This window comes from Aeromonas rivuli (assembly GCF_020149575.1).
GTDB classification, from domain to species: Bacteria; Pseudomonadota; Gammaproteobacteria; order Enterobacterales; family Aeromonadaceae; genus Aeromonas; species Aeromonas rivuli.
Genome location: NZ_CP079742.1, coordinates 3,018,979 through 3,043,544 on the forward strand (window position 1 = coordinate 3,018,979; position 24,566 = coordinate 3,043,544).

The 24,566-nt window shown below is 61.8% G+C and carries 11 protein-coding genes; 9 read left to right on the forward strand and 2 right to left on the reverse strand.

The window, feature by feature from the left end; all coding sequences use genetic code 11:
• The first annotated feature begins 262 nt into the window (after window positions 1-262).
• From KYK33_RS13920 to KYK33_RS13950, 7 genes are all read left to right on the forward strand, one after another.
• On the forward strand, window positions 263-937 hold the full coding sequence (locus tag KYK33_RS13920) for a response regulator transcription factor (RefSeq protein ID WP_042040583.1): 675 nt from the start codon (window positions 263-265) through the stop codon (window positions 935-937).
• 87 nt (window positions 938-1,024) lie between these two features.
• Entirely contained in the window at window positions 1,025-2,386 is a 1,362-nt protein-coding gene (locus KYK33_RS13925; protein WP_224430914.1) for an ATP-binding protein, read from the forward strand.
• 140 nt (window positions 2,387-2,526) lie between these two features.
• The gene (locus KYK33_RS13930) at window positions 2,527-13,704 is read left to right on the forward strand and encodes a VCBS domain-containing protein (protein WP_224430915.1); all 11,178 of its coding nucleotides are present in this window, start codon (window positions 2,527-2,529) and stop codon (window positions 13,702-13,704) included.
• A 15-nt stretch (window positions 13,705-13,719) separates the two neighbouring features.
• On the forward strand, window positions 13,720-15,246 hold the full coding sequence (locus KYK33_RS13935) for a TolC family protein (RefSeq protein WP_224430916.1): 1,527 nt from the start codon (window positions 13,720-13,722) through the stop codon (window positions 15,244-15,246).
• Window positions 15,230-16,024: an efflux RND transporter periplasmic adaptor subunit gene (locus KYK33_RS13940; RefSeq protein ID WP_084218134.1), complete on the forward strand. Its 795-nt coding sequence runs from the start codon at window positions 15,230-15,232 to the stop codon at window positions 16,022-16,024. Before KYK33_RS13935 ends, KYK33_RS13940 begins: the two co-directional genes overlap by 17 nt.
• The gene (locus KYK33_RS13945) at window positions 16,021-17,361 is read left to right on the forward strand and encodes an efflux RND transporter periplasmic adaptor subunit (RefSeq protein ID WP_224430917.1); all 1,341 of its coding nucleotides are present in this window, start codon (window positions 16,021-16,023) and stop codon (window positions 17,359-17,361) included. The genes KYK33_RS13940 and KYK33_RS13945 overlap by 4 nt, the downstream gene beginning before the upstream one ends.
• A complete protein-coding gene (locus KYK33_RS13950) occupies window positions 17,361-19,460 on the forward strand; it encodes an HlyD family efflux transporter periplasmic adaptor subunit (RefSeq protein ID WP_224430918.1) in 2,100 nt (699 codons plus the stop codon). The genes KYK33_RS13945 and KYK33_RS13950 overlap by 1 nt, the downstream gene beginning before the upstream one ends.
• 194 nt (window positions 19,461-19,654) lie before the next feature.
• Here KYK33_RS13950 and glk read toward each other — a convergent pair whose 3' ends face one another.
• Entirely contained in the window at window positions 19,655-20,623 is a 969-nt protein-coding gene (glk, locus tag KYK33_RS13955) for a glucokinase (RefSeq protein WP_224430919.1), read from the reverse strand.
• A gap of 350 nt (window positions 20,624-20,973) precedes the next feature.
• On the opposite strand from glk, the gene KYK33_RS13960 reads away from it, so the two are divergent.
• Both KYK33_RS13960 and pyk read left to right on the forward strand, forming a co-directional pair.
• Window positions 20,974-21,828 (forward strand): MurR/RpiR family transcriptional regulator, encoded by an 855-nt coding sequence (locus KYK33_RS13960; RefSeq protein WP_198135231.1) that lies wholly within the window; start codon window positions 20,974-20,976, stop codon window positions 21,826-21,828.
• A 148-nt stretch (window positions 21,829-21,976) separates the two neighbouring features.
• Entirely contained in the window at window positions 21,977-23,416 is a 1,440-nt protein-coding gene (gene pyk / locus KYK33_RS13965) for a pyruvate kinase (protein WP_042040591.1), read from the forward strand.
• 87 nt (window positions 23,417-23,503) lie between these two features.
• On the opposite strand, the gene KYK33_RS13970 is transcribed toward pyk, so the two are convergent.
• Window positions 23,504-24,547: an efflux RND transporter periplasmic adaptor subunit gene (locus KYK33_RS13970; protein ID WP_259269269.1), complete on the reverse strand. Its 1,044-nt coding sequence runs from the start codon at window positions 24,545-24,547 to the stop codon at window positions 23,504-23,506.
• Between the last annotated feature and the right edge of the window lie 19 nt (window positions 24,548-24,566).

Here is a 24,566-nt window from a genome sequence, read left to right on the forward strand (position 1 = left end):
GGAGGGAAGCGGGAAGAGGCGAAAATCCGAGCCGGATCAATAGCAGATTGACCGACCGAAGGCGCTGGCGTGCCAGATGGTGAGAGTCCGGGCAATCAGACCGTGCGCTCAGGGGTCTGAATACTGCCCCCTGTCCCTGTTATCCAGTTCACAATTAGTGCCGATTCAGTCTCAATACAGGCCCTATCCGCTACCATCTGAATTGACTCTCCCAGCTTAAACCCCTCTAATTGGCGTCTCGGATCTCATGCACGAACATCTTATGAAAATTCTGTTAGTCGAAGACGACAAGCTGCTCAATCATCATCTCACTACCCTGCTCGGCGAGGCGCAGAATCAGGTGCATGGCACCGACAGCGCCCAGGTGGCGTTACACTATGCCGAGGATTACCCCATCGATGTGGCCATCATCGATCTCGGCCTGCCGGACATGGATGGTCTGCAGTTGATCCGCACCCTCAGAGAGCGGCAGATCGCCTTCCCCATCATAGTGTTGACCGCCCGCGGCAACTGGCAAGACAAGGTCGAGGGGCTCGAGGCGGGGGCCGACGACTATCTGGTCAAACCCTTCCAGAAAGATGAACTGCTGGCCCGGCTCAATGCCCTGGTGCGGCGCAGCGCCGGTTTTATCTCGCCCAAGGTGCAAGGGGGGGATTACGAACTGGATCTGTCGCGCAAGGAGCTGACCATCGCCGGGGAGGTGGTGGTGCTGACCAGCTTTGAATATCTGATCCTGGAATACCTGATGCGCAATGCCCGCCAGGTGGTCTCCAAGCAGCAACTGCTCGACCAGCTCTATGGCGACGGAGAAGGTGACCCCAATACCATAGAGGTGATGGTGAGCCGGCTGCGCAAGAAGCTGGATCCTGATGGCGAGATACAACCCATCTCCACCATCCGTCGCCAGGGTTACATCTTCAATCTCTCCTGCAGCTAAGATGGCTCTCGCCTTGTCTCTCACTGTCCAACCAGGTGAGCCCCTGGCATCGCGAGCCCCTCCCCAGACTCTCACCGAGGCCAGCCCATGCCGTTGATCCGCCGCTCCCTGCTGGCCAAGCTGATGTTGAGCACCATGCTGGTCATCGCGCTCATTCTGGCCTTTGCCGTCTATGCCCTCTATCTGGCCAAACAGGAAGAGCTCGTCAAACAGACCAGCACCCAGATGCAGGAGAACCTCTCCAAGCTGTTCTCTTCCAAACTGCCCGATAATCAGGGCCAGGCCGGGTTCGATACCCTGGACAAGAATGCTGCCGATCCGAGACTAGACACCATGATCTGCCGCGCAGATGGTCAGATAAGCTGGGCCAGTCTGCACAATCCCGAGGTGCTCGAGGCCAAACCGACCCTGTGTCAGGATCTGATGAACTACCTCGGCAAGATGGATCATGACTACTTCTTCAAGCTGATCACCATCAAGAGCGGCAACAGCTACTTCATCTACAGCCTGCGTTTCATGCGCAACCATGGCCAGGGCCCCGTCACCTATTACGTGGTGATGATTGATTCGGCCACCTCGTATCAACAGCAGGTACAAGATTACCTCTACCAGTGCATGCGTCAGGCACTGCTCGCCTATGCCCTGCTCGGTGCCCTGCTGCTACTCACCAGTTTCTGGAGCCTCTCCTCACTGCGCGCCATGGCGCGCCAGCTCGATGAAATCCGCGCAGGCAAACGGGATGCCCTGTCACAAGATTACGAGCGCGAGCTGGCTCCCCTCACCGGCTCCGTCAATCAGCTGCTGGAGAACGAACGCCAGCAGACCCTGCGCTACCAACATGCCCTCAATGATCTCGCCCACAGTTTGAAGACCCGATTAGCGCTCATACAGATGACGACGCAAGATGTCGCAATGAGCAAGGAGTTACACGAAAACATCAATGAACAAATTTTAACCATGGATCAGATGGTCCAGTATCAGCTGCGCCGAGCCGTGACTGGCCGAAAACGCCTCGCCGGCAAGGGGACAGAACCCGTGCCGCTCATCGAAAAACTGCTGGCCAGCCTCGCCAAGGTGTACCGCCACAAGAAGCTGCAGACCCGTTTCCTGTTTGACGACGACGTCTTCTTCCATGGGGAACAGGGGGATCTGATGGAGCTGATGGGCAACCTGCTCGATAACGCCTGCAAGTTCGCCATCAGCGAGATCCGGGTCCAGGTGCGCCGTCAGGACAATGGCTTGCTGATCGAGGTCGAGGATGATGGCCCAGGCATAGAGCCGAGCAAGTCGCAGCAGATATTCCAACGAGGGGTGCGCGCCGACACCTCGCCGGGTCAGGGCATTGGCTTGGCCGTGGTCACCGAGATAGTACACAGCTATGGCGGCGAAATCCGGGTGGATGAATCCCCCCTCGGCGGGGCCAGATTTCAGCTGAAACTGCCTCAATGATTCACATGTGAAGATTTTATGACCTGAAAACAAGGCGTTAAGCCACAATCTTATGCAAAATTGCTCCATGTGGAGCGTGGAAAATGTACCTTATATGTGACATAACTAGAGCCATTCTCTGCCGCACGGAAGCGATAGCCATGGCCAAGCCCTTTTCATCTGCAATTCTCAGACCCCATCAACAGATGCTGGCCCTGGAGCCACGCATTCTGTTCGATGGCGCAGCCGCCGTCGCCGTTGACCATCAGAGCCAGGATAATCAGGACGCATCCCAGACAGCGCCTGATCACGCCGAGCCGAATCAAAGCGGCCAACCCCGCCAGTTGCTGGTCGTCGATGCCCGTATCGAGCAGGCCAGCGAGCTGACCAAGCACCTCGGCAGCAACGTCAGCCTGCTTGTCATCGACAGCAACACCGACGCCCTGAGTGCCATAGGCGCCAAACTGGCCGAGCTGGGCCAGGTCGATGCCATCCAGATCCTCTCCCACGGCGCCGCCGGACAGTTCACTCTGGGGGATCGCACCCTCACGGCCGATAGCCTGACCAGCGTCTCCCAACAGTTGCAAGGCTGGCAAAGCCATCTGAGCGATGATGCAGATATTCAGCTGTACGGTTGCAGAGTCGGTGCGGGCGATGCGGGTCAGGCCTTGGTCAGCGCCCTGGCCAAGTGGACCGGTGCCGATGTAGCGGCCTCCAGCGATGATACCGGCGCCAGGGAGAAGGGTGGCGATTGGGATCTGGAGGTGCGTAGCGGCCTCATCGAACAACCCCTGGCCCTCAGCCGGGAGGCCGTACAAGCTTTTGACAGCCTGCTTGCCAATGCCAGTCCCGAGACCAGCCTGAGCCAGGGCAGTTCGGATGTGCTGCTCGGTGACAGCTTCGAATTCACCGTTAACGTCAGCAACGGATCCAGCCAGGTAGGCTATGCCCCCTATGTGGATCTCTATCTGCCCAGCACCGGCAAGGATGGCGACGATGGCATCAGTTTCGTCAAGGCAACCTACCTGGATCAGACCCTGAAGTTCCATCAGGTCACCTTCGATGCCTCGGGCAACGCGACTCATCCCCTCGCGGTCGACAACAATGGTAATCCGCTCATCATCAGGGCCAGCGATGTCGGGCTCAGGGCCGGGGATACCATGATAGTGCTGGAGATCCCCTTTGGCAGCCTGAGCCAGGGGCAGCCGGACATCGCCATCGATGTCACGGCGCGTCTGAGCAATCTGGCCGATACCAGCTACTCCAATGGCTCGCCAGCCCTGACCATAGGGACGCGCAGTGGCTTCCAGTTCGGCAATGACTCCCTCAACAACCCCCAGGCTGACCCCAGCCTGGTCGAGAGCAGCATTCATACCTTTGTGGTCAACCCGACGGTTATCAGCTTCGAGCAGAGCCTTGATATGCGCGAAGGAGAGACCGCCACCGGGCCCAACTTCAACCATACCCTGACCCTGACCGCCATCCCGGCCGATGGCCAGCCCTTGAGCAATGTGGTTATCAGCCAGACCCTGCCGTCTAATATGCAGGTGACCGCCATCATCCCTGGTGCCAATGGCACCCTGACCTCCATCACCCTCTCCGATGGTCGCGTCATCACCAACCCGGCGCTGATGGATGCCGCCATCAATAGTGACAGCCTCTTTATCAGCGCCTTCACGGTCGAATACAGCACGCTGACAATGGCGACCGACACGCAGGTCAAGTTCTACGTGCCCGATGCCGATGCCAATGGCGAGCAGGTGATAGACCCCAACAGCGGCGATGCGGTGCAGATAGTGATCGACGCCCCCACTGGCAAGGGTGAGTGGGTGCCTCTCGATGGCCGGGATGTCACGGCGCCGGCCACCAGCATCGATTTTGCAGGCCAAGGTGACACAGTGACCTTCACTGCCCGCTCCATCACCCTGCAAAAAGATGTCACCTTGAGCGTCGATGGCGGCAAGGCGGGCATCAGTCCGGGAGATACCCTGGATTACAGGGTCAATATGGCGCTGTCTGATTACTTTGCCTTTGGCAAAACCACCTTCGGCGAAGGTCAGTTTGTGGTCACCGACACCCTGAGTGATGGTCAGACCCTGACCGGTGTCCCGACCCTGACCCTGTTTCGCAATGGCAGCGCCACAGGCGAGACCATCACCCTGGTCTACACTGCCACCCTCAATGCCGATGGCACCACCAGCATCACCTTCGACATCGGCCAGTCCCTGGCCAATGCCAATCAACTCATCAGCTGGCTGGCTGGCGATCTTGCCCTGAATGACAGTCAGCAGCAGGGTGCCACCCTGGCGCTGCTGAGCTACAGCGCCCTGATCAGCCAACGCTATACCCCCCCGGCCGGCAATCCCCAGAGCGAGATCAATGAGGGGGATGCCCTTGGCAACAGCGCCAGCGTCACCGCCACCATAGTCGAAAGCAGCATCAACCTGACCGGCGGTAGCGAGTCCGACAGCTCCCAGACCACCACCCGCATCCCCACCAGCCAGGTTGTCATCGATCTGGTCGATATCAATGGGGGCGCGAATCCCGGAGGCGCCGTCGAGCTGCACCCCGGCGACGAGGTCACCTTCCAGCTCAGTTACGATCTGGTGACCGGGGACTATGAACAGTTCAAACTCACCGCCTATCTGCCCCTGCCCCTGTTCGATCTCAGCGGCATCAACTGGTCCGCAGGCAACGGCGTCGGCCAATGGCACTTCGGCAGCGGTGACACCAACCTGGGCAATATCATCAGTGTCACCAATGGGCCGGGCAACTCACTCATCTTCGACTTCGGTAGCTATGACACCAGTGATCTGAACGGCACCCGCATCGAAATACAGTTCACCCTCACCGTTGGCGATCAACCCTTTGCCGACCAGCGCGAGCTCGATGTACTGGCCCAGTCGAGTCAGGTGACCACCCTCGACAAGACCCAGCTCAGCAGTTCGGACGTCACCGTCATTACCTCCATCGCCGAACCGGATCTCGCCATCGGCCACGGTGTCGTCTCATCGAACAACGGCACGGTGAGCGGTACCACGGGTAGCTGGCAGCAACCGGGCAGTGGCGGCATGCCCTTCACTGGCACAGTCACCGATATCAATGCGGTGAATGGCAATGTCAGTGGCATAGATGGCGGTGATGCCCTGCGCCTGGCGACCGCCATTGAAAACCGCGGTGGTGGCGGCGCCTTCGATGTCGTCACCAGCATCAATCTGCCCGCCGGCCTCTCCTTCCTGAATGGCACCCTGGCCGATGCCAATCTGAAGATCTACCGTGGTGACGGCACCCCGCTTGTACTGGGTACCGATTATCAGGTAAACGGCAACACCATCAGCTTCCTCGATGCGGGGGGGCAAGCCACCTTGCTGGCAGGACGCGATGGCACCGCTGCCGACCTGGCTGGCAGCAACCTGGTGATCATCACTTACGATGTGACGGTTGCCGACAACATCAATGCCAGCAGCACCCTGGAGACCAGCGCTGTGCTGAGCAACTATGCCAGCATTGATAACGGTGATGACTTCACCCCCACCGACTTGACGGAGACGGCAAGCGAGCAAGTCGCCGCCCCCACCATCAGCATCGATTTCACCGGCGGCAATGCAGGCAACGCCTCCAGCGCGGGCCATACCTCGGGCGCCAATCTGGTGATTGGCGAGAGCATGGGTTACGACATAGTGGTGACCCTGCCCGAGGGCAGCACCCAGCAGCTCAACATTGACAACCTCATTCCGCCCGGCTTCAAGCTCGATACCAGCTACAACGGCGGCAAGGGTTATGACCTGATCCTCACCGGATTTGGCGGCTCGGTCAGTGACCCTCTCCTCAGTGGAATAGGGGGGACTATCGGCAGCAACGGTGTCGATGCCCGTTTCAGCTTCAGTGTCAGCGGCGCCAATGCCGATGACAACGCAGGGAACAACAGCTTCACCATCAGGGTCAGGCTCATCGCCGATAACGTGCTCAGCAATCAGGACGGCACCACCCTCAGCAATGGCGCCGTCCTGCACTATCAGGATCCCGATGGCGACCTAGCCGGTGGTGCGGCACTGGTGCGAGACATCACTGCGACCCCGGCCCCCAATGCCATTATTCAGGAGCCCAAGCTCACCGTCAGCCAGGACCTGCTGATCACGCCGCCGCCCTATGGCTTCCAGCAAGGGGATGACGTCAGTGTCAAGATAGTGATCAGCAACAATGGGCCTCTGGATGCCTTCGACATCCGCTTGAGCGATCTGCTGCCCAGCCAGCTCAGCAACTACAGCCTGGACTCGGTCATCTATGATGGCGTCGATGTCAGCAGCCAGTTCGAGATAGTGGGCGGCCAATTGCAGACCAAGGCCAATGCCAATCTCGATATCGCCGTGGGCAAGCAACTGACCCTGGTGATCAGCGGGGTAGTCAATGCCAGCGCCACCAACTTGGCCCAGCTTCCCAACCAGGTCGAAGTCCAATGGACCAGCCTCGATGGCAGTGTCGGCACCAGCGCCGACCCCGCCGGTGAGCGCACCGGCGCCGATGGTGTACCGGGTAGTGACGTGCTCAATGACTATCGAGCCGTCAGCCAGGGGCTGATCCCCATCGCCAGCGGCATCTTTATCTCCCGGGTGGGTGGTGTCACCGAAACCGGCGGTGGTGCCACCAATGCCAGCCATGAACAGGTCACGGTCGGCGAGATCATCCGCTACAAGGTGGTGGCCCTGCTCCCGCAAGGGGAGAATGACAACTATGAATTGCGGATCAGCCTGCCCAAGGGGCTCAGCTTCATCGACAAGGATCAGGTGCGCCTCGCCCTCATCTCCAATGGCGGTCTGACCAGCAGCTTGAGCGGCACCGCCATCACGGGTGCCGATGTCACTGGCGACGAGACCAGCAGCGCCGCCCAGGCCATCTCCTCCACCCTGGCCAACGAGTTAACCGGGCTGCTGGCCGCTGGCCAGATAGAGATAGTGACCGATGCCGATGGCAACCAGACCATTATCTTCCGGTTGGGCGACATCAGTAACCTCGATGCCGATCTCGATCAGGAAGGGATCGCCATCGAGTTCAACGTGCGGGTCGATAACAGCCTGGGCAACCAGGCTGGTACCCAGCTTGAGGTCAGCGCCAAGGATTATATTGGTGTCGATCCCGACAACCTGGTGCAGCGCGGTATCAGCCAAGTGGTCTATCAGGACATCATTGAGCCTGGTTTTGCCAACCTCGACAAAGAGGTGATCGCCTTTAACCCCAACCCGGCAGGCAATACCGGCAGCGCCGTGGTGCAGATAAGCTTCGAGCAGAATGGGGGCATGACCGCCTTCGAGCCTCGCCTGACCGATGGTTTCCCCGGTGGTAGCAACTATGCCCTCAACAGCCTGATCATAGAGCTGGGCGGTACAACGTACACCTATGACAGCAGCGACAGCGGCAACAACTTTGGTCTGCCACCCGGCGTCATCATCAGTGTCACCCAAGGGGGCAGTTTTGCCGTCGACTTCTCTCAGTTGGATGCAGGGGCCAAGGTGACCCTGGTCTATCAGGTCGACTTGCCAAACGGCGCGACCATTGCCGGCACCGATGCCAGCCTGAGCTGGTCCAGCCTGCCGGACAGCTTCACAACCTGGGGTGGCGACAACGTTGGCGTTGACGGTACCGCCGGCGGCGAGCGTACCGGCCAGGATGGTCAGGGCAATACCCTCAACAACTACGTGCTCACCAGCGCAGCCGGGCTCGGGATCATCAGCGGCACCCTCTGGAATGACACTGCCAGCGCCACCGCCAGCACCAGCCCCGATGGCCCGGGGCTTGCCAATCAGACGGTGACCCTGGTCTGGGGCGGCTTGGATAACGACTTGACCACCACTGGTGATAACCAGAGCTTTGTCACCACTACGGATGGCAGCGGCCACTTCTCATTCGGCATACTGCCTTCGGGCGTCTATCGCCTCGACGGACCGGCTGGCACCACCATCACCGATGCCAGCGCGGGCACCTTGCAGGTCCGCATCGACAGCGATGGTGGCGACCTGGGTCAGGTTGGCATAGCGCTCACCGAATCAGGGATAAACACTGGCCAGTATGAAGATGGGGCCAATATCGGTTATGTGGAACTCAACGATGCCCCCACCCTGGGCAACACCACCCCAGCCCAGAGCGTGGATGAGGATCTCGACCTGGCGCTGGTTGGCCTCTCGGTCGCCGACATAGATGCGGGCAGCGGCGCCCTGACCCTCACCCTGACAGTGGGTCATGGGGTGCTTTCTCTGGGCAGTGCGACTGGCCTGAATGTCGTCACCAATAATGGCGGCGCCCAGCTGGTGCTGACCGGCAATTTGGCCGCCCTCAATGCCGCCCTGCTGACCCTCAACTACCGTGGCAATCAGGATTTCAACGGCACTGATACCCTCTCTGTCCTGGTCAATGACAATGGCCAGTTTGGTGACAAGCTCGATGGTGACGGCACTCCCGGCAACGCCGAGGATGCCCTGACTGCCACCACCAGCATCCTCATCACCATCAATCCGGTCAATGACACCCCCGTTGCCAACAACGACAGCGCCACCGCCATCGAGGCCGGTGGTACGGCCAACACAGTGCCTGGCAATGACCCTCAGGGAAACCTGATCAGCAATGACACCGATGTGGATATCGCCACCAATGGCGACATCTTGCACCTGGGACTGGTTGCCAGTGTGGCCACCGGCAACAGTGCCACCCCAAACTCGGTCGATAATCCCGTCACTGTTGAGGGCAAATACGGCACCCTCTATCTGTTGACCGGGGGCGGTTACCGTTATGTGGTCGACAACAGCAATCCAGAGGTGGAGGCCCTGCGGCTCAGTGGCGACACCCTGACCGAGCAGTTCGATTATCAACTGCTGGATATCGACGGTGCCAGCAGCCAGGCCAGTCTCATCATCACCATCCAGGGGGCCAACGATGCCCCTGTGGCCAGCGATGACATCGGCAGTGCCACCGAGCAGGGAGTCGGCCAGGCAGGCACCAATGCCACCGGCAATGTGCTGGGCAACGACAGCGACATCGATAGCGGGGACAGCAGCCACGTCAGCAAGGTGGCTCTGGGGCCGGACACCAATCTCAGCCAGATAACCGACGTGCCAGCAGGCAGCACCAGCGCCAATGGCGCCGTGATCATCGGTCTGTACGGCACCCTGACCCTGGGTGCCGATGGCAGCTATCGCTACGTGATTGACAACAGCAATGCCACCGTCCAGGCACTGCGGGCAGGAGACACCCTCACCGAGACCTTCAGCTACAGAGCCACGGATCGTGGCAACCTCAATGATATCGCCGCCCTGGTCATCACCATCAATGGCACCAACGATGCCCCCATGGCGGTGGATGATACGGGGTCGGCCGTCGAGGCGGGAGGGATCAACAACGCCACGCCGGGCAGCGATGCCAGCGGCAATGTGCTCGTCAATGACACAGACCCGGATGCAAGCAACCTCAACGAGACCCAAGCCGTCAGCGCGGTGCGCACCGGTACCACCAGCGGCACGGGCACCGCTGGCACCCTGGGCAACCCGCTCAAGGGCGCCTATGGCTGGCTCACCCTCAATGCCAACGGCAGTTATGACTATGAGATAGATAACAGCCTGGCGGCGGTGCAGGCTCTGCGCCTGTTGGGCAATACCCTGACAGACAGCTTTACCTATACCTTGATCGATGCCGCAGGCGCCACCAGCCAGGCCAACATCACCATCACCCTTCAGGGGGCCAACGATGCCCCCACCGCCATCGCCGATGCAGGCACCGCCATCGAGGCGGGCGGCCTCAACAACGGCATCGCTGGCAGCAATCCAGTCGGCAATGTGCTCGGCAACGACACGGATCCGGATCTCAATGGCGAGCAGCTCACCGTGACCGGCGCCAGCTTCGGTGCCAGCAATGTCGCCCCCGGCACAGCCCTCAACGGGCTCTATGGCACCCTCACCCTCAACGCGGATGGCAGTTATCGCTATGTGCTCGACAACAACAATGCCGACGTACAAAAGCTGCTGCCAGGGGAAACCCTCACCGAACTGTTCGACTACCAGATAACGGATCTGGGCGGCCAGATCAGCGCCTCGACCCTGACCATCACCATTGAAGGGCGTAATGACAGCCCGGTAGCCGTCAATGATACCGGCACAGCCGTCGAGGCGGGAGGTGTCAATAACGTCACCCTGGGCAGCAATGCCACCGGCAATGTGCTGGGCAACGACACCGACCCCGAGTCCGCCAACATCGATGAGCGTCAGAGTGTCACGACAGTGAGCACCGGCAGTGGCACCGCGGGCACCCTGGGCAGTCCGCTCAGGGGCACCTACGGCTGGCTCACCCTCAACAGTGATGGCAACTACACCTATGAGGTCGATAACAGCCTGGCGACGGTGCAGGCCCTGCGCCTGTCGGGCAATACCCTGAGTGACGGCTTTAGCTACACCATGGTTGATGCCAATGGCGCCAGCAGTTCGGCCAGCATCACCATCACCATTCAGGGGGCCAATGATGCCCCCACTGCCGTCGCCGATGCAGGCACCGCCATCGAGGCCGGTGGCCTCAACAATGGTACCGCAGGTAGCAACCCAACCGGCAATGTGCTCAGCAACGACACGGATCCGGATCGCTACGGTGAGCAACCCACCGTCACCGGCGTCAGTTTCACTGGCAACAACGCCGCCCCCGGCACGGCCCTCAACGGGCTCTATGGCACCCTTACCCTCAACGCGGATGGCAGTTACAGCTATGTACTCGACAACAGCAATGCCGATGTGCAAAAGCTGCGGCCAGGGGAGACGCTCAGCGAGGTATTCGACTATCAGATGAGGGATCTGGCTGGCTTGGTCAGCGCGTCGACTCTGACCATCACCATTCAGGGCCGAAACGACACACCGGTAGCAGTCAATGATACCGGCACAGCCGTCGAGGCGGGGGGCGTCAACAACACCACCCCAGGCAGCAATGCCACCGGCAATGTACTGAGCAACGACACTGACCCCGATTCGGCCAATGGCAGCGAGACGAAAACTGTCAATACAGTACGTACCGGTACCACCACGGGCGCGGGCACCACGGGAACGCTGGGCAACCAGCTCAGAGGCACCTATGGCTGGCTCACCCTCAACGCCAACGGCAGCTACACCTATGTGATCGACAACAGCCTGGCGGCGGTGCAAGCCCTGCGTACCAGCACCGATATCCTGATAGACCGTTTCAGCTACAGCATGGGCGATGCCAGTGGTGTCACCAGCGCGGCCAATCTGACCATCCGCATCGAAGGGGCCAACGATGCCCCCCTGGCCCAGAACAATACTGGTATCGCCGTGGCCGACAATGGCGCAGGCAATGTCAGCAACCCCAGTGGCAATCTGCTCACCAATGACAGAGATGTCGATCAGGGGGACAGCCTGACCCTGACGGCAGGCCGCACCGGTGAGGAGCAGGCCGGTGGCAGCCTGGCCCCCGTCACTCAAGGCTCCCCTCTGGTCTTGACCGGCCAGTACGGTACCCTGACGCTCTACCTCGACGGCCACTACCAATATGTGCTGGATATCAACAATGGCGATGTGCAAGGCCTGGCCCCCCTGCAGACCCTAAGAGACAACTTCACCTATCAGGCACAGGATCTCGCTGGCGGCGTCGACCTGGCCCAGCTCAGCATCATCATACGGGGACGCAACGATGCCCCCGTTGCCAACCCGGATCAGGCTCAGGTGATAGAGGCGGGTGGGCTCAATAACGGCCAGCCGGGTCTTGATCCCAGTGGCAACGTGCTTGGCAACGATACCGATCTGGAAGGGGATGCCCTGACGGTGACCGGGGTCCAGAACAGCAGTGGCCAGGGGGCAAGTCTCGGCACCGTATTGCATGGCCGTTATGGGGATCTGGTGATGAATGCCGATGGCAGCTGGCACTACAGCCTGGATAACAGCCTGGCCGAGGTGCAGGCTCTGCGCGGCCCCAATCAGACCCTGGTCGAGGTCTTCAGCTATCAGATTGAAGATATCTGGGGGGTAGGCAGCGCCAGCACTCTGACCCTGACCATTCGCGGCAGCAACGACACCCCCATCGCCGTCGATGACACCACCACCGCCATTGAAACCGGTGGCGTTCACAACACAGGCGCCGGTCTGGATCCCGCTGGCAATGTGCTGGATAACGATACCGATGTGGACAGCCAGGCCAATGGGGAAACCAAAGCGGTGCTCACCGTCACCAGCGCCGCCGGTGTCAGCGTCAATGCGGGCCAGACTCTGCAGGGGCGCTATGGTCAGCTGATCCTCAATAGCGACGGCAGCTATCAGTATCTGGTCGACAATGACAATCCCGAGGTAGAGGCGCTGCGCTCGGCCAACCAGACCCTCACCGAAGTGTTCAGCTACCGGATGCGTGACCAGGCAGGGGCCTTCTCGGAAGCGCGGCTGACCGTCGTCATCCAGGGTGCCAATGACAATCCCGTCGCCCAGGATGACAGCTCGCTCGCCAATGATCAGGTTCAACCCCCTCATACCTCCGGCAATGTGCTGCCCAACGACAGCGATGTCGATGCCAATGATCCCCTGCGGGTCACAGGGGTGCGCAGTGGCACCGAGAGCGGCAGTGGCCAGGCAGGTCAACTCGGCCAACCCCTGGCCGGTCGCTACGGCTGGCTCACCCTCAATGGGGATGGCAGTTACAGCTACACCATTGACCTGACCAACAGGGAAGTGCTGGCCGCCGCAGGTTTGGGACAGGTGCTGCAGGATGTGTTCACTTACACCCTGATTGATGGCAGCGATGCCACCGACCTGGCCCAGCTGGTGATCCATCTGGACATCTCCGCGCCCTACGTGCCGCCTCCCGAAAAAGGAGGGGTTGGCCCCCATCGGCTCGACAGGGAGATAGACAATGATCGGCAGACGGGGCTACCCGATATCACGCCAGCCATCTTCGTCACCCCAGTGGTGCAACGGGTCGGACTGGGACTCGATGCCAGCGGCGATCGCTCCGACGGCAGCCAGCTGTTCTTCGGCATGCCCCCCGAGATCCGCAGCCAGAGCATCGGCCAGGGCCTTGGCCAGATAGAGGGTACCTTCGTCGGTCAGAGCGTGCAGGAGAGCGCCATGGCGCAGGAGCTGGATCTTGCCAGCTTCCTCGGCCGCCATGGCCGGGTCGATCTCAATGCCGATGGCTTGCTCAGTGACGAATCGGTGTTTGCCCTGACGCCACAAGACATGAAGGCCCCCTCGTCCCAGGGCGAGCGGCCGACCAAAGCCAACAGCTTTACCAGACAACTACAAGAAGCCGCCGGGCGTTCTGCCCAGCCCAAAGGGGACAATCAGCCCTTTGTGACCAATTCAGGCGTTTGATTCTAAGGACAGATGATGCCAAGACACGCTCTTCGACCACTTACCCTCGCCTCCACCCTGCTGCTGGGCGCTTGTAGCGCCCTGCCGCCGGAGGTTTATACCCAGCAGGATAAACAAGACAGGATCCGCCTGGACCGAAAACTCATGTATGGCCAGCAGGAACCTGTCACTCATCCCATCACCTTCTACGAGGCGGCGGCCCGGGCGCTCAAATACAACCTGGACTATCGCCTCAAGCTGATGGAAGGCGCACTGGCCTCGGATCTCCATGACCTCTCCAGCTATGAGATGCTGCCCCGAGTGGTCGCCTCGGCCGGTTACGCCAGCCGCAGCAATGAGTCCGGCGGCACCTCGATCGGCATCGAGGACGGGGAAGAGAGTCTGCGGGCCTCAACCTCTCAGGAGCGCTACCGCGACCTGAGTGGTTTGGGGCTGAGCTGGAGCCTGCTCGATTTTGGCGTGGCCTACTACCGCAGTCAGCAGAAGGGGGATCAGGTGATGATGGCCGAAGAGCGTCGTCGCAAGGTCTCCCAGAACGTGCTGCAGGATGTGCGCAGTGCCTACTGGCGCGCCCTCGGCGCCCAGCGGTTGCTGCCTCAGGTCGACAAGCTGATGACCCGCACCCAGATGGCCCTCGATTCGGCCCGTCAGGCCGAAACCCAGGGGTTGATGCCACGGCAAGAGGCATTGGCTTACCAACGAGCACTGATCGACTCCGTCTCCCTGCTCAACCAGCGTCGTCAGGATCTGGAGTTCGCCCGCGCCGAGCTCTCCGCCCTCATGTCCCTGCCCCCCGGCAGCGAGATGGTGCTGGCCGATGACCCCGAGCCCAATCTGCCGGTCCTGACCCAACGGGTTGATAATCTGGAGCAGATGGCCCTGGAGAACCGCCCCGAAATCATGGAAGAGTGGTATCGCAAGCGCGCCAACCAGCAAGACATCAAGATCGCCAAGGCGGAGCTGTGGCCCAACGTGGGGCTGAACTGGGGTTACAACTACGACTCAAACAAATATCTCTACAACAACCACTGGTCCGAGGCGGGGCTGCAGGTCTCCCTCAACCTGCTCAAATTCCTGCAACTGCCCGCCATCTGGGGCATGGAAGAGTCGCAGGAGGCCACCGATGATGCACGCCGGGTCGCCCTCTCCATGGCGGTGCTGACCCAGGTCAGGGTCGGGGTGCTGCGCTATAACCTGGCCTCCCAGGAGGTCGCCTTCGCCGACGAGAGCCTGCGGGTCGATGAGAGCCTGCTCAGCTATGCCCAGGCCGCCAGTACCAGCCGTCAGGGTTCCGAACTCGAGGTGATCCGGGCCGAGGGGCGTTACCTGCTGTCGCGCTATCAGCGCGAGGCCGCCTACTCCCAAGCCCAGGCGGCCTGGGGCCGTCTCTACAACTCGGTCGGCCTGGATGTGCAACCGGACGAGATCGCCCAGAACGACATCAAGACCCTGTCTCATGCCATCGAAGTGACCATGAAGCGCCAGGCAAGCCAGGAACTGATTGGTACCAATAGAGGAGTTCCCTATGCCCTTGCACGCTAAGCCCGGGCGCCCATTCGGGCCCTGGCTGTGGTTGGCGCTCATGCTGCCCCTGACGGCCCAGGCCGAGAGTCCCACCCCGGCCACACCACCGCCCCTCAACCTGGGCGCGGCCCAGGATGATCCCAATGCGATCCGCATCCTGCTCGCCGCCGAGCTGGAGGCTACCCTCTCCAGCCAGATGAGCGGCACCCTGGGCGAACTCCAGGGACGGCTCGGCCAAACGGTGAAGAAGGGGGCCACCCTGGCCCGTTTCGACTGCCGGGAGGGAGAGGCGCAGGCCAGGGTCGCCCGCGCCGAATTGCAGATGGCTCGCCAGGATCTCAGTGCAAAAAAGAGCCTGCGCAAGCTTGATGCGGTCGGCGATCTCGAAGTCGCCATCGCCGCCACCGGGGTACAGCGGGCCGAGGGGGCCGATGCCCTGGCCCGCACCCGCAGCAGCTATTGCGACGTCAAGGCACCCTTTGCTGGCCGCATCGCCCAGGTACAGGCCAAGCCCTATCAGACCATGAGCGCCGGCACTCCGCTGTTCGACCTGGTCAGTGATGGCCCGCTCAAGGTAAGGCTCAACGTGCCCTCCCGCCTGCTACCCACCCTCAAGGAGGGCCAATCCCTCGAGGTCAGTGTGCTCGAGACGGGCAAAGCCTACCCGGCCAAGGTGAGCCGGATCAATGCCAGGGTCGATGCCGTGGCCCAGACCGTCGAGCTGGAGGCCAAATTGGAGGCATCCTATCCCGAGCTGGTCGCCGGCATGAGTGGCGTCGCCCGCCTGACCCAATGACGGAACGCCTCCCCTCTCCCCAGCTGCTGCTGGCCCTGACCGCACTGCGGGACAGGGCCATGGCGGCGACCAGTCTCAACGCCCTCGCCTTCTCCATGGCCAATGACCTCTATCAGTTGTTGCCCTTCCATCAGGCCCTGGTCTTCGCCCACCACGGCCAGGCCCAGGAGCTGCTCTGCGTCTCGGGTTTGGCTCGCCCGAGCGAGGACTCGCCCTACCTTATCTGGCTGGAGCAGGCGAGCCGCTGGATCAATGCGCAGCTGGTCGACAGCGCACCGCGCTGGCTGGCGAGGGAGGCGCTCGACCTGCCCGAATCGCTGGCCGATGGCTGGAGTGAATGGTGGCCGGACGGCGTCTTGTGCATCCCCATCCAGCAGACAGAGGGGACCAGGCTCGGCCTGGTCTGTCTGCTGCTCGAGGCTGAGCCGCCCGAAGCCCTGCTGACCCTGATGCAGGGGGTCTGGCAAACCTGGGCCTACTGCTGGCATAGCCTGACTCACAAGCCACGCCTGCTGGGTTGGCGCCCGAGTCGACGCCAACTGCTGCTGCTGGCCCTGGTGGCCGGGCTCATGCTGCTCATCCCGGTGAGACAGAGCGCCCTGGCACCGGCCGAGATAGTGTCGCGCCAGAGTCAGGTGATCAGCAGCCCGCTGGCGGGGGTCATCGCCGAGGTGGCGGTGCGTCCCAATCAGGCAGTCAGTGCCGGTACGCCGCTGTTTCGACTCGATGAGACCACCCTTCGCAACCGCGCCGAGGTGCTGACCCAGGAGGTCGCCGTCGCCGACGCCGAGCTGCTTGCTGCCAGCCAGCGCGCCTTCGACAATCCCCAGAGTCGGCGCGAGCTGACCCTGCTCAGCGGCCGCGCCCAGCAGAAGCGGGCCGAGCTCAACGGCGTCCAGTTGCAGCTCGGTCGCAGCCAGGTCGTGGCCCCCGCCGCCGGGGTCGCCGTGTTCAGCGATGCCAATGACTGGCTCGGCAAGCCGGTGGTGACCGGGGAGCGCATCATGCAGTTGGCAGATCCCGCCCGCCCCGCCATGCGCATCCAGCTGCCGGTGGCCGATGCCATCGCCCTTGAGCCCGGCGCCGAGGTGGCGCTCTTCCTCACGGCTTACCCCTTGCAACCCCTGCGCGGCAAGATACTGGAGACCAGCTATCAGGCGCAGACCAACGCCGAAGGGGTGGTTGCCTATCGCCTGCTGGCCAGCATAGAGGAGGCCCCCGCCCACGCCCGGCTTGGTCTGCACGGCACCGCCAAGCTCTATGGCGAGCGCGTGCTGCTCGGCTACTATCTGCTGCGCCGCCCCCTGGCCGCCCTGCGGGCCTGGAGCGGGCTCTGATGCTGGATCCCGCCGACTTCCCCCTGCCAGCCCTGCGTGACGATCTGCAGCTCTGTCCAACCGGCCGCAACCCGGATGGGGAACCGGCCTGGCTGATCCAGGACAAGGTCGTCAATCGCTTCTACCGTATCGGCTGGTTTGAGTTCGAATGCCTGGTTCGCTGGGCCGGACAGACCCCCCGCCGCTTGCAGCAGGCCATCGCCGCCGAGACGGCCCTGCACCCCGAGGTGGAACAGATATTGGGTTTTTGCCAGTTCCTAGAGCGCCACCAGCTGCTGCGCCCCAACCCCCAAGCCGTGGAGCGACTGCGCCTGGCGAGCGAGGGCAAAGCCTGGCTCACCGGCCGCTGGTGGCTGCACCATTACCTCTTCTTCCGGGTGCCGCTGCTGCGCCCCCAGGCCCGGCTGCAAGCGCTGGCTAGCCGGCTCGGCTGGCTGTTCCACCCCCTCACCGGCTGGCTGGTAGTGGGCGCCAGTCTGCTTGGCATACTGCTGGTATTGCAGCAGTGGGATCAGTTCAGCCATGCGGTGGTAGAGTCGTTCTCCCTCGATGGGCTGCTGAGCTTCGCCCTGGCGCTGGCCCTGGCCAAGACGCTCCATGAGATGGGCCACGCCCTGGTGGCGACGCGCCAGGGGGTCAGGGTTGCCCACATGGGAATAGCCTTCGTGGTGCTCTGGCCCATGCTCTATACCGACACCAGCGAGAGCTGGAAGCTGGCGCACTCCCGTCAGCGACTCGCCATCGCCAGTGCCGGCATACTGACCGAGCTGGCCCTTGCCGGGCTCGCCACCCTGGGCTGGGCCCTGTGCGCAGACGGGGCTTTGCGCAACGGCCTGCTCTATCTCGCCACCACCAGCTGGATACTGTCCCTCGCCCTCAACGCCAGCCCCTTCATGCGCTTCGATGGTTATTTCATCCTCTCGGATCTGCTCAACTTCCCGAACCTGCATGAACGGGCCTCGGCCCTGGCCCGGGTCGCCATGCGCCGCCGCCTGCTCGGCCTGATGGAGCCCTGGCCAGAGCCCTTCCCCGCATCCAAACGCCGCCTTCTGATCACCTTCGCCATGGTGACCTGGCTCTATCGACTGGTGCTCTTCCTCGGTATCGCCGTCGCCGTCTATTTACTCTTCTTCAAGCTGCTCGGGATCCTCTTGTTCTGCGTCGAGATCAGCTGGTTCATCCTCCTGCCCGTCTGGCGGGAGATCAAGCATTGGTGGCAGGAGCGGGCCAAGGTCGCCCGGCCTCGTCGGCTCTGGCTCGGCCTTATCCTGATCACCCTGTTCACCCTGCTGGCCCTGCCCTGGCACAGCGAGATCAAGGGCAGCGGCGTGGCCCGTGCCGAGCGGCAGCTGCCGGTATTTACCCCTTTCCCCGCCCAGCTGGACGCCCTGCGACCCACAGGCCCGGTCAAGGCGGGGGAGCCGCTGCTGCAACTGGTGGATCCTGATCTGGCCTGGAAGGTGCAAAGCAATGAGCAGAGCATACAGAGCTACGGCGCTCGCCTGGGCGGCATGGTGGATGATCCCCTGGGGCTCAATGAGCAGACGGCGACGAAAGAGCGGCTGCGGGTGCAATACCGGGAGGCGAGTGCCACTCGCGCCGAGATTGCCCGGCTCAAGTTGCAGGCGCCCTTCGATGGCCTCTGGCTGGATGTGGATCCCCAATGGCAGCCGGGCCAGTGGCTCAATAGCGAGCAGGCGGTCGGCATACTGATCGATCCCGACCACTGGCAGCTCGATGCGTATGTGGCCGCCGACGATGTGGCCCGCCTGCAACTGGGCAGCCCGGTGCGCTTCTACCCGGACGGTGTCCCCACCCCCCTCTTGGGCACCCTGGTCGACATAGCCCCCACCCGGGCTGGCAAGATCAAGTATCCCATGCTCAGCTCCCACTTCGGCGGCCCCATCGCCACCAACAATCAGGGGCAGGATCTGGTGCCCACTCAGACCCTGTTCCTGGTGCGCGTCCAGCTCAATCAGGCCCCCGCCAGCTTGCGCGAAACCCGGGGCAAGGTGGTGCTGAGCGGCAGCGAGCGCAGCCTGCTCGGCGAGGCGGCGACCCAGCTCGCCTCGGTGCTGCTACGGGAGAGCGGCTTCTAAGCCTCACCCCTTCCATTTGCAGACATAAATGGCAGACATAAAAAAAACCGGCCATAAGGCCGGTAAATACAGTTCAGGCTTTGTCAGGTGACAAACACACTCAGCGGATGACTCGCTACTCCGCGTCCTGCGGACCTCACGGGTCTTGAATGCGTGGGTTCACTATAAGCCGGCCAGGCTTAATTGGGGCTGAATCAGAGCGCGATCCCCATGGCCTGACGCAGATAGGCCCCCGCCCCGAGCAGACCCGGTCCCTGATGGGTGATGAGGAAGACCGGGATCTCCTTGAGATAGGGCTTGAACCGCCCCTTGTCTTCGAAGGCCACCCGAAAACCCGAGGCGAGGAAGAACGCCTGGAAGCGCGGCACTATGCCGCCGGCAATATAGATGCCGCCGAATGTGCCCATATTGAGCGCCAGATTGCCCGCGAAACGCCCCATCAAGACGCAGAACAGGCTCAGGGTGCGGCGACAGTCGAGACAGGATCCCGCCAGCGCCCGCTCTGTGATGTCTTTTGGCGCCAACTCGGCAGGCTCGCGACCATCGGACTTGACCAGACCACGGTAGAGATTCACCAGCCCGGGGCCTGAGAGGAAGCGCTCGGCCGAGACATGACCCAGCTCGGCGCGCATCACCTGCAACACCGCATCCTCTTCTTCCGTGTTGGCGGCAAAGTCCGTGTGTCCCCCCTCTCCCGGCAGGCTCAACCACTGTCCCGCCGCCTGCACAAGATGCGCGACCCCAAGGCCGGTGCCCGCACCATAGATGGCCACCGGCTTGCCAGCCTGAGCCTGGCCGCCACCGAGCTGGATCCTGTCATTTTCGCCAAGCACCGGCACGGCCATGGAGACGGCGGTGAAGTCATTGATCACCAGCAGACGAGCCAGTCCCAGGTCGGCCTGCATCTGGGCGATGGAGAACTCCCAACTGTGGTTGGTCATGGCCACCCAGTCGCCATTGACCGGGCAGGCGATGGCGATACACGCCTCGCTCACCGGCACCTGATGTTCGGCGAGATAGAGGCGGATCACCGCCTCGAGGGAGGGGTGCTCCAATCCGGAATAGGTCTTGGGCAAGGTGATGGTGCCCGAGCTCAATTCACACAAGGCAAGCCTGGCGTTGGTGCCGCCCACATCGCCAACCAGGGCATGGGTATGCTGCATAATCACTCCTTCGTTCCTTCGTTAAGGGCCCGGCAGTGCTGACACCCGAGCTTATTATTTGGCTGGGATTCTACCCGAGGCGCACCTTTACGAGGGGAGTTGGACACCACAAACGTGCGCGGGCTCACAGTGTTGTTGCTTTGCAACATTTGTAAGCGGTTTCAAAGGGGTTCTGGAAATTTGTAACCAAAATAACGAAATAATTAGACATGAGTCATACTTTACAGGGCCGAGATTAGTGCCGATAAGCGCTTGTCTTGTATAGTCCTCGGCGTAATTGGAAACCTTTTTAGCCCTCTATTTAGTGCAAAGACACTGAAGCTAAATTACAAGAAAGCCTGGTGGTAATGATGAATACCCTCGATAAGATTACGAACAATCTGGAAAGTTTCAGTAAGTCGGAGCGCAAAGTCGCCGAGGTGATCCTCGCCTCTCCCCAGACGGCCATTCACTCCAGCATCGCCGCCCTCGCCAAGCTGGCCGATGTCAGCGAGCCCACGGTCAACCGCTTCTGTCGTCGTCTCGATACCAAGGGTTTCCCGGACTTCAAGCTGCACCTGGCCCAGAGCCTGGCCAATGGCACCCCCTATGTGAATCGCCACGTGGAGGCCGAAGATGGCCCCGAGATTTACACCGCCAAGATCTTCGAGTCCACCATGGCCTGTCTGGATGCGGCCAAGAACAGCCTGGATATCTCCGCCATCAATCGCTGCGTCGATATCCTGACCCAATCCAAGAAGATCAGTTTCTTCGGCCTGGGGGCCTCCTCCGCCGTGGCCCGGGATGCCCAGAACAAGTTTTTCCGCTTCAATATCCCGGTGGTGAGCTTCGATGACATCGTCATGATGCGCATGAGCTGCATCAACAGCAGCGAAGGGGATGTGGTGGTGCTCATCTCCCACACCGGCCGCACCAAGGCCCTGGTCGAGATCGCCGCCCTGGCCCGCGAGAATGACGCCACCGTCATCGGCATGACCGCCAAGGACTCTCCACTGGCCCGGGAGTGCAACCTGGTGCTCTCCATGGATGTGCCGGAAGACACCGACGTCTACATGCCCATGGCATCGCGCATTGCCCAGCTCGCCCTGGTCGATGTGCTGGCTACCGGTTTTACCCTGCGCCGTGGCATGAAATTTCGCGAAAACCTGAAGAAGGTCAAAGAAGGTCTTCGCGAATCCCGCTTTGATACACCGCACTCTGCCTGAGTCGATGGGGCCCTGCGCCCCCACTAGGTGTACCCGCCGCCATTCTGTAGTATTGTCATTTAGCAACAATATCCCCTCAGATGGCGTTTGGGCCTCTGCCCGCCGGGACAGTATTTCAAGTCATATCAACTTCAAACTGGAGTCTTTCATGCCAAGACGTACAAAGATTGTGACCACACTCGGTCCTGCTACCGACCGCGAAGGCATCCTCGAGGGGATCATCCGCGCCGGTGCCGACATGGTGCGAATGAATTTCTCTCACGGCAGTGCAGAAGACCATATCCAGCGGGCCGAACAGGTACGCGCCATCGCCGCCAAGCTGGGCCGCCATGTCGCCATCATGGGGGATCTGCAGGGACCCAAGATCCGTGTCTCCACCTTTAAAGATGGCAAGATCTACCTGGCCATCGGCGACAGCTTCATCCTGGATGCCGCCCTCGGCAAGGGTGATGGTTGCCAGGAGCAGGTTGGTATCGACTACAAGAGCCTGCCCGATGACGTGGTGGCAGGCGATGTATTGCTGCTCGACGATGGTCGGGTGCAGCTCAAGGTTGAGCGCGTGGCAGGCAGCCGCATCCACACCACGGTCACCGTGGCCGGCCCGCTCTCCAACAACAAGGGCATCAACAAGCAGGGGGGAGGCCTCTCGGCCCCGGCCCTGACCGACAAAGACAAGGAAGACATCAAGACCGCCGCCCGCATGAACGTGGACTACCTGGCCGTCTCCTTCCCCCGCTGCGGCGATGATCTGCGCTATGCCCGCGAACTGGCCCGTGAAGCCGGCTCCAACGCCAAGATAGTCGCCAAGGTCGAGCGCGCCGAAACCGTCGCCACCGATGAGGCGATGGAAGACATCATCCTCGGCTCCGACGCCGTCATGGTGGCGCGGGGCGATCTCGGGGTCGAGATTGGCGATCCCGAGCTGGTCGGGGTACAGAAGAAACTGATCCGTCACTCCCGTCGCCTCAATCGCATCGTCATCACCGCCACCCAGATGATGGAGTCCATGATCAACGCCCCGCTGCCGACCCGCGCCGAGGTGATGGACGTGGCCAACGCCGTGCTCGATGGCACAGATGCCGTCATGCTCTCCGCCGAGACCGCCGCCGGCCAGTTCCCCATCGAGACGGTCACCTCCATGGCCAGCGTCTGCGTGGGCGCCGAGAAGCATCCCAGCATCAATGTCTCCAACCATCGCATGAACTACACCTTCACCTCGGTGGAAGAGGCGGTGGCCATGTCGACCATGTATGCCGCCAACCACCTGGAAGGGGTGCAGGCCATCGTCGCGCTGACCGAATCGGGCACCACGCCGCTGTTGATGTCGCGCATCAGCTCCGGCCTGCCGATCTTCGCCATGTCTCCCCACGCCAAGACCCTCTCCTGGACCAATCTCTACCGCGGCGTCACCCCGGTACTGTTCGATGCCGATGAGAGCCGCCCCGTCTACGAGGTGTGCCGCGAGGCCCTGGAAGTGCTCAAGGCCAAGGGACTGCTCAAGAGCGGCGACATGGTGTTGCTGACCCATGGCGACAAGATGGAAACCGTGGGCAGTACCAACACCTGCAAGGTGATGATGGTCGAATAATTGCCGCCATCATGATGAAAAACGGCTCCCGCGGGAGCCGTTTTTGTTGCTGCCAGCCAGCAAACCGAGACCTCAAAAGAGAGCACCTCAACTGCCGCGATAGAGTTCGACCTTGTCGCCATCGCTCAGGGTCCCGGCACCGCGCACCACGACCCTGTCCCCCTGTTTAAGATCGCCACTGATGGCGACCTGGTGCTCGTCGCCAAACAAAATGGTGACCGGCACCCGACTCACCGTCAGGGCATCCCCCTCCCCCAAGACCCGATAGACCACGCTGCCCTGGGTATTGAGCACCAGGGCATCCCGGGGCAGCAACATGGTCTGCTGCTCCCCCATGGGCAGCGCGACCCGTACCGGCGCCCCTATGATGTAGTGGCCCTGACTCGGCTTGAGCCGCAGCTCGATGAGCCGGGAGCTGGGATCGGCGCTCGCCGCCCGCTGGTAATAGGTCGCCTCGCCCCGCAGCGACCCTCCCTCGACCTTGAGCGTCGTCTGGGGGGCCAGACGCAGGGCCCAGTCGATGGGGGCCTGCAACCGGATATCCGGGGCATCCGGGTTGACCAGCTCCAGCGCCCTCTCCCCCGCATCCACGTGCTCACCTGGCTGAATGAAGTGACTGTTGACCACCCCGGCAAAGGGGGCATAGATATGGCTGCGGCGGATCTGCTCCTCTATCTGGCGCGCCGCTATGCTCGCCAGCTGCAACGCCAAATTGGCCTGTTCCACCTCGAGTCGCGCCTTGTCGAACTGGCTGAGGGAGGCATTGTTCTGCTTGCGCAGCTTGTCTTGGCGCTCGAACTCCGCCTTGGCAAAACGCAGGCTGCTGGCCCACTTGGCCTGCTCGGCGCGGGCCTGCTCGAGGGAGAGACGCAGCGCCGCGGCGTCGAGGCGCAGCAACTCCTGCCCCGCCTCGACCCGGCTGCCAAAGTCGGCTATCCACTCGACCCGACCACTGAACTCGGCGCTGAGTTCCGCCTGCTGACGACTCGCGACAGTGCCGCTGACCCAGAGACTGGCTCCGGCCTCCCCTTGTGTCACCTCGGCCAGGGTGACCGACTTTGCCCAGAGTGGCAGGCTGGCCATCAGGGCCAGCCCGGCAATGATCTTGTTCACATTCCTCTCCTTATCCATGGATCCGAGTCTCATCATG

Coding starts and splice junctions, on each gene's coding strand:
- KYK33_RS13950 (WP_224430918.1), top strand. CDS start 17,361: ATGCTGGATCCCGCCGACTTCCCCCTGCCAGCCCTGCGTGACGATCTG.
- KYK33_RS13925 (WP_224430914.1), top strand. CDS start 1,025: ATGCCGTTGATCCGCCGCTCCCTGCTGGCCAAGCTGATGTTGAGCACC.
- glk (WP_224430919.1), bottom strand. CDS start 20,623: ATGCAGCATACCCATGCCCTGGTTGGCGATGTGGGCGGCACCAACGCC.
- KYK33_RS13935 (WP_224430916.1), top strand. CDS start 13,720: ATGCCAAGACACGCTCTTCGACCACTTACCCTCGCCTCCACCCTGCTG.
- KYK33_RS13920 (WP_042040583.1), top strand. CDS start 263: ATGAAAATTCTGTTAGTCGAAGACGACAAGCTGCTCAATCATCATCTC.
- KYK33_RS13930 (WP_224430915.1), top strand. CDS start 2,527: ATGGCCAAGCCCTTTTCATCTGCAATTCTCAGACCCCATCAACAGATG.
- KYK33_RS13970 (WP_259269269.1), bottom strand. CDS start 24,547: ATGGATAAGGAGAGGAATGTGAACAAGATCATTGCCGGGCTGGCCCTG.
- KYK33_RS13945 (WP_224430917.1), top strand. CDS start 16,021: ATGACGGAACGCCTCCCCTCTCCCCAGCTGCTGCTGGCCCTGACCGCA.
- KYK33_RS13940 (WP_084218134.1), top strand. CDS start 15,230: ATGCCCTTGCACGCTAAGCCCGGGCGCCCATTCGGGCCCTGGCTGTGG.
- KYK33_RS13960 (WP_198135231.1), top strand. CDS start 20,974: ATGAATACCCTCGATAAGATTACGAACAATCTGGAAAGTTTCAGTAAG.
- pyk (WP_042040591.1), top strand. CDS start 21,977: ATGCCAAGACGTACAAAGATTGTGACCACACTCGGTCCTGCTACCGAC.